8 protein-coding genes are annotated in these 7,321 nt (G+C 70.5%); 2 read left to right on the plus strand and 6 right to left on the minus strand.

Translation table 11 applies throughout. From position 1 onward, the window contains the following. Window positions 1–3: 3 nt before the first annotated feature. Complete coding sequence (locus tag PV363_RS01225) at window positions 4–723, minus strand: succinate dehydrogenase cytochrome b subunit (protein WP_220341947.1); 720 nt, start codon at window positions 721–723, stop codon at window positions 4–6. Between the two features lie 87 nt (window positions 724–810). Here PV363_RS01225 and PV363_RS01230 point away from each other — a divergent pair, with 87 nt between their 5' ends. Beyond that, window positions 811–1,737, plus strand: a complete 927-nt coding sequence (locus tag PV363_RS01230; protein ID WP_220341948.1) for a LysR substrate-binding domain-containing protein — start codon at window positions 811–813, stop codon at window positions 1,735–1,737. A 30-nt stretch (window positions 1,738–1,767) separates the two neighbouring features. On the opposite strand, the gene PV363_RS01235 is transcribed toward PV363_RS01230, so the two are convergent. The 5 genes from PV363_RS01235 to PV363_RS01255 form a co-directional block, all read right to left on the minus strand. After that, on the minus strand, window positions 1,768–2,727 hold the full coding sequence (locus tag PV363_RS01235) for a serine/threonine dehydratase (protein ID WP_220341949.1): 960 nt from the start codon (window positions 2,725–2,727) through the stop codon (window positions 1,768–1,770). Beyond that, complete coding sequence (locus PV363_RS01240) at window positions 2,724–3,812, minus strand: YihY/virulence factor BrkB family protein (RefSeq protein WP_220341950.1); 1,089 nt, start codon at window positions 3,810–3,812, stop codon at window positions 2,724–2,726. The genes PV363_RS01235 and PV363_RS01240 overlap by 4 nt, the downstream gene beginning before the upstream one ends. 31 nt (window positions 3,813–3,843) lie before the next feature. Then, a complete protein-coding gene (locus tag PV363_RS01245; protein ID WP_220341951.1) occupies window positions 3,844–4,356 on the minus strand; it encodes a 2'-5' RNA ligase family protein in 513 nt (170 codons plus the stop codon). Between the two features lie 68 nt (window positions 4,357–4,424). Beyond that, complete coding sequence (gene trpS / locus PV363_RS01250) at window positions 4,425–5,447, minus strand: tryptophan--tRNA ligase (RefSeq protein WP_220341952.1); 1,023 nt, start codon at window positions 5,445–5,447, stop codon at window positions 4,425–4,427. Continuing rightward, window positions 5,440–6,774, minus strand: a complete 1,335-nt coding sequence (locus tag PV363_RS01255) for a hemolysin family protein (protein ID WP_301021518.1) — start codon at window positions 6,772–6,774, stop codon at window positions 5,440–5,442. Before PV363_RS01255 ends, trpS begins: the two co-directional genes overlap by 8 nt. A 41-nt stretch (window positions 6,775–6,815) precedes the next feature. On the opposite strand from PV363_RS01255, the gene PV363_RS01260 reads away from it, so the two are divergent. Next, window positions 6,816–7,321: galactokinase family protein (locus PV363_RS01260; RefSeq protein ID WP_301021519.1), on the plus strand; the 506-nt coding region annotated here is incomplete at its 3' end.

Raw genomic sequence — 7,321 nt, forward strand, 5'->3', positions numbered from 1 at the left:
GGGTCAGCCCACCCATCCGAAGAAGATGGCGAACGGCGGGATCAGGAAGCCGATGGTGATGATTCCCGAGACCGCGTACGCGAGAAGGTTGAGGTTGCGACGTGCCTTGGCGCTGGTGTTGGCGCCGAGGGTCATGCCCGCGGCCCACACGCCGTGACGGAGGTGGAAGCCCACCGCCAGCAGCGCCACCGTGTAGGCGAGCACCATGTACCACTCGCCGAACGTGTTGAGGACCCGCTCGTACGGGCTCGGCGAGGCGCCGCCCGGGGCGATGTCGTTCGTCGTGAGGTTCAGCAGGTGGAAGATGATGAAGAGGAAGATGATCACGCCGCCCCACCGGAGGGTGAACGACGCGTAGCTGCGCTGGAAGCCGCGCTTGTTCTTCTTCGACTTGTATCGGGATCCCGGGGAGGTGCGGGTCGCCTTGCGGTCTCGGATCGTCAGCACCACGGCCGCGTAGACGTGGGCGATGATCGCCGCGAGCAGCACCACGCGGATGATCCAGAGGAGTCCCTCATAAGGGAGGAGCGGCTCGCCGAGCGTGCGCAGGTGGTGCGAGTACTCGTCGAAGGCCGCCTGGCCGCTGAAGACCTTGAGGTTGCCGTACATGTGGAGCAGGAGGTAGCCGACCATGATGAGGCCGCTGACCGCCATGAGTGCTTTGAGCGCGACCGTGGAGCGTCGGGCGCCCGGTCGCGGTTTGGTGATCTCGGTTGTCGCCACCCGCTCACGATAGGCCGCACTCCACCGACTGCGCTAAGTCATACTGAGGCTCACTTTCATAGCCAACAGGCATGGCACACTGGAGTCGTGCAGATCCAGCAGCTGACCTACTTCGTCGCGGTCGCCCGCACGCGGCACTTCACCCAGGCCGCGGACGACTGCGGCGTCTCTCAGCCGAGCCTGTCCAAGCAGATCCGAGTGCTGGAGAACTCGCTCGGCACCGCGCTGTTCGAGCGTGAGCGTGGAGCCGTCCGGCTCACCCCCGCCGGCGAAGCGCTTCTCCCCCACGCCCAGGAGATCATCATCGAGCACGACGAGGGCCTGCGCGCCGTCAGGGAGGTGGCCGGCCTCCAACGCGGTCGCGTCCGCGTCGGGGCGACGCCCTCGATGTGGGAGGGCCTGATGGCCGACGCCCTGATCGCCTTCCGTTCGACCTACCCGGGGATCGAGCTCGAGGTGACCGAGGGCGGTTCCCGCACCTTGACCCGCGCGCTCGGCCGAGGAGACCTGGACCTGGCGCTCGTGATCGTGCCCCTGCGCAGCGACGATCCCGACCTCGTCGCCACGCCGCTGCTGCGCGAGCGCCTGGTGGTCGCCGGGCCCGCAGACGCGCCGGCTCCCGGCAAGGATCCCCTCGCCGTCCGCGACCTCGAGGGCGTGCCGCTGGTGATGTTCCGCGAGGGCTACGACCTGCGCGACACCACGATGAAGGCCTGCCTCGACGCTGGCTTCGAGCCGACCCTGGCGATCGAGGGCGGCGAGATGAACGCGGTCCTGCGGTTCGTCGAGGCCGGGCTCGGCTACGCGGTGGTCCCCGGCATGGTGCTGCCGTCACGCCCGTCGCTGCGCGGCACCCCGATCGGCGAGCCGGAGCTCACCCGGACCATCGCGCTCGCACACCGCCGTACGGAGGCGCTCCCGCTGGCCCCCCGCGCCTTCCGGGACCTCCTCGTCGAGCACCTGCGCGGGCTCGCCGCCGAGGACCTGGGCGTCGACGTGGACCTGATCGGCTGACCCTGCCTCTCAACCTGCCTCGGCCACGAGTCAGCGAGAGACCGTGGCCACCACGTCGTCGGGGATGGTCGGGTGGTTGCCGCCGGAGATGACGACGACCACCGTCTCGCCCTCGCGGACGTCCGCCTTGCCCGCGACCAGCGCCGCCAGCGCGGTCACACCTCCGGGCTCGGCGAGCACCCGGCACTCGTCCCACAGCAGACGTCGTGCGGCGAGGATCTGGTCGTCGCTGACCAGCATCGGCTCGGCTCCGAGCTCGCGGGCGACCGCGAACGCCCGCTCACCGGTCCGCGCCGCGCCGAGCGAGTCCGCCGCCACCCCCGACACCTCGACGTCGACCCGCGCACCGGCGGCCAGCGCGGCGGTGAGCGAGGGGCAGCGGTCCGGCTCGACGGGGACCACCGGGATCTGGTCGCGCAGGGCGAGCGCGGTGCCGCTGTAGAGCCCGCCGCCACCACACGGCACCAGGACCCGTCGGGCGTACGGCGCCTGGTCGCCGATCTCGACCCCGACCCCCGCCGCCCCGGCCACGATCGTGTCCTCGTCGTAGGCGTGCACCGGCACCACGGCGCGGCCCTCCGCCCAGGCACGCGAGGCCTCGTACGCGGCGGCGTACCAGCCGTCGACGACGTGCGCGGTCGCCCCGTACTGCTCGATCCGCCGCACCTTCTCGGTCGGAGAGGTCGAGGGGACGAAGACGTCCGCCTCGATGCCGGCGATGCCGCAGGCCCACGCCACCGCGGCACCGTGGTTGCCGCCCGACGCGGCCACGGCACCTGTCGTGCCCTCGGGCATGCTCAGCACCGTGTTGAGCGCGCCGCGCGCCTTGAACGAGCCGGTGTGCTGCAGCAGCTCGAGCTTGAGCAGGACGCGTCCGGCGACCCCGACGTCTCCACCGTCGATCTCGACGACCGGAGTGCGGCGCACCAGCGGGCGCACCCGTGCGTACGCCTCCTCGATCTCGGCGTTCGAGGGCAGTCTTCTGGTCACAGTGTGTTCCTCGCCTTGTCGTGCCGGAGCCAGGCCCACGCTGCCACAGCCAGGCCGGCCAGGAGCAGGAGGACGCGCGACGGCGTGGCCGTCTCCTCTCGCCCTGGCGCCGCCTGCGGCGCTGGGGCGAGGCCTGCCGGAGTGACCTCTGCGCCGACCGACGGCACGATCGTGGGTTCGACGACGACGCCGCGCGTGCGGGACTCGGGCGAGGTCAGCGCCCAGGAAGCGCCGTAGATGGTGAGCTGGGCGAAGAAGTGGATCCAGACCAGCAGCGTCACCGCGAGCGCCAGGGACGCGAGTCCCCCACCGGCAGCGGCGTCCAGGACGAACGACGCGAGCTGTTTGATCGCCTCGAACCCGATCGCTGCGAGGAACGCGCCGCGCCACAGGGCGTGCGGGGGCACGTCGGTGTGCGGAAGGATCGCGTACATCGCGAAGAACAGGAGGGTGCTCGAGGCGACGCCCAGCACCACGCTCAGCACGCCGACGGCGATCTCGATCGGCAGGCTGTAGATCCCGATCCGGTCGAGAAGGTCACCGGTGTAGCGGGTGACCGCGCCGGAGATCCCGACCGAGAGCAGCAGGATGATGCCGACCAGCACGAGCGTTGCGAGGTCGCGCAGCTTGCCGGGCAGGAATCCGTACGTCCGTTTGGGCGGCACCACGAACGCCGCCTCGAGCGACGTCCGCAGGTTCGAGACGAAGCCGAGGCCGGTGTAGAGGACACCCAGGACACCCAGCACACCGGCGATGTTGCGGCTCGCCGCGATCTGGTCGAAGGAGATCATGCCGTCGGGCGGTGGGCTCTGCGTCGTCACGATGCCGGGCAGGATCTGGTCGATCGCGGTCTCCAGCGCATCCTGCGCGCCGGGGACGTACTCGGAGAGGTAGCCGACGACGAAGAAGGCCAGCGCCAGGATCGGGAACACCGAGAGGAACCCGAAGTAGGTGATGCCTCCCGACAGGATGTTGCCGCGTACCGCGATGAAGTGCGCGACGGTCCGGGCCACGTGGTCCACGAACGGTCGTCGACGACGTACCGACGCGAACCAGGCCTTGACCCGCTCGATCAGCCTGCCCAACGACGCTCCCCCCGTCCGCGCGTCCGCGACCTCAGCCGAGCTCGAACTCCTGGTACGGAACCCATCCCACCTCGTCGTCGTGCCGGTACGCCGCGAACGCGCGGACCTCGAACTCGCACGAGAAGTCGGCGAGCTCCTCGTAGGCCCGGTCGAGCGCGGCCTCGCTCACGCGGTGCGCGACGGTGACGTGCGGGTGGTAGGGGAACTCGAGCTCACCCTCGTCGAGCAGTCCGTCGCGGATGTGCTTGGCGAGCTGCTCGGTGCTGGAGATGCCTTCGCTGACCGCGACGAAGACCACCGGGGAGACCGGCCGGAACGTGCCCGTCCCCCGGAGCCTCATCACGAACGGCTCGATGGCACGAGCGTCCACGCGGAGCTTGTCGTTGACCATCTCGAGCGCACGCTCGGAGACCTCCATCGGCGGGAGGAGGGTCACGTGGGACGGGATCAGCGCAGCCTGGGTGTCGCCGAACTCCGCGCGGTGCTCGCGCAGCTCGCTTCCCCAGGGTTCGGGGACGGGAATGGCGACGCCGATCGTGGGCATGGCGACCACCCTAGCGCTCGGCCGTACGGGCTGGCCGGGCAGCGAGTGATCCCCGCCGACGGCTCGTGTCAGCGTGCGCGGACGAACCCCACACGGTCGTACACGTCGCCGAGCGTCTTGGACGCGACCTCGCGTGCCCGCTGCGCGCCGTCGCGCAGGACGGCGTCCAGCTCGGCCTTGTCGGCGAGCAGCGCCTCGGTGCGTTGGCGCAGCGGTGTCACGAAGTCGGCGACGACCTCACCGAGGTCGACCTTGAAGGTGCCGTAGCCCTGGCCGCCGGCGTACTGGGCGACGATGTCGTCGACCGACCGCCCGGTGAGGGCCGAGTAGATCGAGAGCAGGTTGGACACACCCGGCTTCTCCTCAGCGTCGAAGCGCACCTCCGCCTCGGAGTCGGTGACCGCGCCCCGGATCTTCTTGGCCGCCGACTTGGGCTCCTCGAGGATCTCGAGGATGCCCTTCGGCGACGACGCCGACTTGCTCATCTTGATCGTCGGGTCCTGCAGGTCGAGGATCTTGGCGGTGTCGGCGACGATGAGCGGCTTCGGCACGGTGAAGGTGTCGCCGTAGCGGCTGTTGAAACGCTGCGCGAGGTCGCGGGTCAGCTCGAGGTGCTGACGCTGGTCCTCTCCGACCGGGACGCCGTCGGCCTGGTAGAGCAGCACGTCGGCAGCCATCAGGACCGGATAGGTGAAGAGCCCGACCGAGGCCTGCTCGATGCCGCCCTTGGCCGACTTGTCCTTGAACTGCGTCATCCGGCGGGCCTCGCCGAACCCGGTGATGCAGTTGAGGACCCACGCGAGCTCGGCGTGCTCGGGGACATGGCTCTGGACGAACAGCGTCGCCCGCCGCGGGTCGAGGCCGAGCGCGATCAGCTGCGCGGCGGCACGGTAGGTCCGGGCGTGCACGACGGCGGGATCGAACGCGACGGTGATCGCGTGCATGTCGGGGATGAAGTAGAACGCGTCGTGGTCCTCCTGCAGCGCCACCCAGTGCCGCACCGCGCCGAGGTAGTTGCCGATGTGGAACGCGTCCGCGGTCGGCTGGATCCCGGAGAGCACACGGCGGGGCGAGGTAGCGGCGTCAGGCATGCTCCGATTCTGCCAGCCCCTCCTCGGGCGGCGCCTCCGGATTCGCTGCGGCGGACTCGGGCTCGACCCGCAGGCGCGCTGCGCGGCGCCCGTCCATCGCGGTCACCGTCAGGCGGTACCCGTCGATCGGCACCGACGACCCCACCTCGGGGATCCGGCCGAGCCGGGCCACCAGATATCCCGCGACCGTCTCGAACGGGCCTTCGGGAAGCTCGATCCCCGTCTCGTCGGCGAAGGCGTCACGGTTGAGCAGCCCGTCGACCTCGACGGCGCCGCCGAGCAACCGGGTCGTCTCGGAGTCGGCGGTGTCGTACTCGTCGCGGATGTCGCCGACCAGCTCTTCGACGAGGTCTTCGAGCGTGACGATCCCGTCGGTGCCGCCGTACTCGTCCACCACGATCGCGAGATGGGTGTTGGCACGACGCATGTCGGTCATCGCGGCGAGCACCGGCCGCGTCCCGGGGATCATCACGACCTGACGCACCAGCTCACCGACCCGTACGGCGCGGTCTCGCATGCCGGGGTCGAACAGGTCGCGGACGTGGACGAAGCCGTCGACCTCGTCCGCGGTCCCCCGGATCACCGGGTAGCGGGAGTGTGGCTTCTCGCGGGCCAGCTGCACGGCCTTGTAGACCGGCAGCGAGCTGTCCATGAAGTCGACCTCGGTCCGCGGCAGCATCACCTCGCGGACCTGGAGGTCACCCGCGGCGAAGACGTCCTCGACGATGCTGCGCTCCTCGTCCGAGAGACCCTGCGTCGTCTGGACCAGGCCCCTCAGCTCCACGTCGGTGATCTCCTGCCGGGCTGCCGACGGGTCGCCCCCGAGCATCCGCACGACGACGTTCGTCGACACCGACAGCAGCCAGATCACCGGCGTCGCGAACCGGGCGATCGCGTCGACCCCCGGTGCGAGCGCGAGCGCGAACGCCACGGAGTGCTGCATCGCGAGGCGCTTGGCGGTGAGCTCCGAGAAGACGATCGACAGGTACGAGATGACGACGGTGGTGAGGATCAGCGCGGCGACGGAGGCGACGCCGGACGACAGGCCGAGCTCCTCGAGGAGCGGGCTCAGGTCGTTGGCGAGCGTCGCGCCACCGAAGGCGGCCGACAGGAACCCGCTGAGGGTGACACCGATCTGCACCGCCGACAGGAAGCGGTTCGGGTCCGACGCCAGTCGCGCGACGGTCGCGCCGCGCTTGCCCCGGCTGGCGATCTCGGGGAGCTGGGAGTCACGGAGGGAGACGAGCGCCATCTCCGCCGCGGCGAACACACCGCCGAGGAGGATGATCTCGAGCACGAGGGCGATGTTCCACAGGGTCTCGTCCACCCCTCCAGCGTAGCGAGACGCCATGCGCGAGGATGGCTCGCATGACTGCAGCCGAGCCCGTTCCCGATGGTCAGGTCGGTGTCTGGGCGGCTCCCGGACGCGTGAACCTGATCGGCGAGCACCTCGACTACGTGGGCGGCCCGGTCCTCCCCATCGCGATCGACCTGCAGACCACCGTGAAGGCTCGGCGGCGCACGGACGGCCGTGTGCGTGTGTGGTCGGGGATCACCGACCGGTCGGTCGAGTTCGGCGCCGACACCGCCCCCGGCGACGTCGACGGATGGGCGCGCTACGCGGCAGGCACCGTGTGGGCCCTCGCAGAGTCCGGCCGTACGACCGGGGGCGCCGACCTCGTGATCTCCTCCGACGTCCCCCTCGGCGCCGGCCTCTCCAGCTCGGCCGCGATCGAGTGCGGTATCGCGGTGGCGCTGGCCGGCCTGGAGGGCTGGGAGGTCGACCCGGTCGAGACGGCCCTGATCTGCCAGCGGGGCGAGAACGACTACGCGGGAGCCCCGACGGGTTCGATGGACCAGCTCGCGTCGATGTG

The sequence above is a fragment of the Mumia sp. genome (genome assembly GCF_028803055.1).
In the GTDB taxonomy this organism is placed as follows: domain Bacteria; phylum Actinomycetota; class Actinomycetes; order Propionibacteriales; family Nocardioidaceae; genus Mumia.

What these genes read in the sequence shown, in the direction of transcription:
- trpS (WP_220341952.1), bottom strand. Translation starts at nt 5,447, where the DNA reads ATGCCTGACGCCGCTACCTCGCCCCGCCGTGTGCTCTCCGGGATCCAG.
- PV363_RS01245 (WP_220341951.1), bottom strand. Translation starts at nt 4,356, where the DNA reads ATGCCCACGATCGGCGTCGCCATTCCCGTCCCCGAACCCTGGGGAAGC.